This is a genomic window from Collinsella aerofaciens, assembly GCF_018785245.1.
Taxonomy (GTDB): Bacteria; Actinomycetota; Coriobacteriia; order Coriobacteriales; family Coriobacteriaceae; genus Collinsella; species Collinsella aerofaciens_AD.
The window spans coordinates 1-2,154 of record NZ_WQPL01000027.1; the positions used below are offsets into that span (position 1 = coordinate 1).

Annotated in this window: 1 protein-coding gene; it reads left to right on the plus strand. The window is 57.1% G+C overall.

Going from position 1 to position 2,154, the window contains the following annotated elements:
- Positions 1–248 precede the first annotated feature (248 nt).
- Positions 249–1,943, plus strand: a complete 1,695-nt coding sequence (locus tag GPK39_RS06975; protein ID WP_215674627.1) for a phospho-sugar mutase — start codon at positions 249–251, stop codon at positions 1,941–1,943.
- Positions 1,944–2,154 lie beyond the last annotated feature (211 nt).

Here is a 2,154-nt window from a genome sequence, read left to right on the forward strand (position 1 = left end):
GGTGGACGGCACCGAGCCGTACGCTTGAACTGAGAAGGGGGAGGCCTCGCGGCCTCCCCCTTTTTTGCGTTTACCGGGCAACATTCCTTCTGCAATTAAATCAATTTAATCATCCACCGCTGAATATAGACGTTCACCGTTCTTTGGTCGGTTCTCTGTTCTCAATGGACTAATATTTGCTTTAGCGCACTGCTGCGCTTGTCCTGTTTTACACGGGTCGTTTTATTGATTGTGACGGAAGGACTCACATGGCAGATGTTCATGAGCTGCTTGATACTTGGATTGCCAATGTCAAGGACGAGGAGCTCCTCGCTGAGCTCAACACGATGAAGGAGCAGGGTGATGAGGACGCCATCACCGACGCTTTCTTCCAGGATCTCGCCTTCGGTACTGCCGGCCTTCGCGGCACTATCGGTGCGGGCACTAACCGTATGAATATCTATACGGTCGGTCGTGCGACCCAGGGATTCGCTGACTACCTCAATGCGACCTTCGAGCATCCGACGGTCGCCATCGCTCGCGATAGCCGCAATAAAGGTGAGCTGTTCGTCAAGACGACGGCTGCCATTCTTGCAGCAAACGGCGTGACTGCCCTCGTGTATCCCAAGATTTCTCCCGTGCCGACGCTCTCCTGGGCCGTCCGCGACCTTAAGTGCTCCGGTGGCATTTGCATGACCGCTAGTCATAATCCGGCGCCTTATAACGGCTATAAGGCCTATGGCCCCGACGGCTGCCAGATCACCAGCGAGGCCGCCGATGCAATTTCTAAGGCTATCGCCGAGACCGATACGTTCACCGGCGTGAAGTCCATGGACTTCGATGAGGCTCTTGAGCAGGGTCTGGTCAAATGGATCGATGACTCGTGCCTCGAGCGTTATTATGACGCCGTTCTCGCCCGCGGCGTGACCAACCTTTCTGCCGAGGAGATCGCTGGCGCTCCGCTTAAGCTCGTCTACACTCCGCTCAACGGCACCGGCCTCATTCCCGTCACGACGGTGCTCGAGCGCGCTGGCATCACCGATGCCACGGTTGTTCCCGAGCAGAAGGAGCCTAACGGCGATTTCCCGACCTGCCCGTATCCTAACCCCGAGATTCGTCAGGCCATGCAGAAGGGCATTGACCTGTGCGAGCAGGTTCACCCCGATCTGCTGCTTGCAACCGATCCTGACGCCGATCGCGTTGGCGTTGCCGTTAAGAATGGCGATGACTATCTGCTGCTGACCGGCAATGAGATGGGCGTTCTGCTGCTCGACTATATCTGCAAGACCCGCGCTGCTCGCGGTGAGGACCTCACTAAGAAGGTTGCTGTCACTACTATCGTTTCTTCCGCCATGGTTGACGCTCTGGCCGTCGAGTACGGTTTTGAGCTCCGCCGCTGCCTGACGGGCTTCAAGTACATCGGCGACATCATTACTTCTCTTTCCGATGCTGGCGAGGTCGATCGCTTTATCTTCGGTTTTGAGGAGAGCTACGGCTATCTGGCCGGCGACCACGTGCGCGACAAGGACGCCGTGAGCACTTCGCTTCTGATTTGCCAGATGGCGCAGTATTACAAGCTCCAGGGAAAGAACCTTGCCGACGCGATGCACGAGCTGTACGAGAAGTATGGCTACTATCACAACAAGACGATTTCGCTGAGCTATCCGGGTGCTGAGGGTGCGGCAAAGATGGCCGGCATCATGGCCGGTCTGCGCGAGAACCCGCCCGCGGAGCTCGCCGGTTCCAAGATTGAGGCCGTCGTTGATTACAACACCTGCGTGAACGGCCTGCCGAAGGCTAACGTCATTGAGTTCGATCTTGAGGGTGGCAACAAGGGTATTGTTCGTCCTTCCGGCACCGAGCCCAAGATTAAGCTGTACATCTTCGCTAAGGGCGCGGATGCCGCCGAGGCTGATGCCGCACTTGACGCGATCGAGGAGTCCGGTCGCAAGCTGCTGGCATAAGGTATTTAAGAGTCTATAGCTATAGATGGGCTAAAGAGGGGATCTCGGATGCGAGGTCCCCTCCTGTTTTTAACCAGCCAGCCGAGAGTACTTATATGTGTAGGAAATGTGTACGCCCAGATTCCCGCCCGCGGGGCCCCTCCGGTCTGGCAATATATCTCCTTGCCGCGCGGCCCGGTGCAACCGGATCAGCCGCGGGGCGTGCACCTTG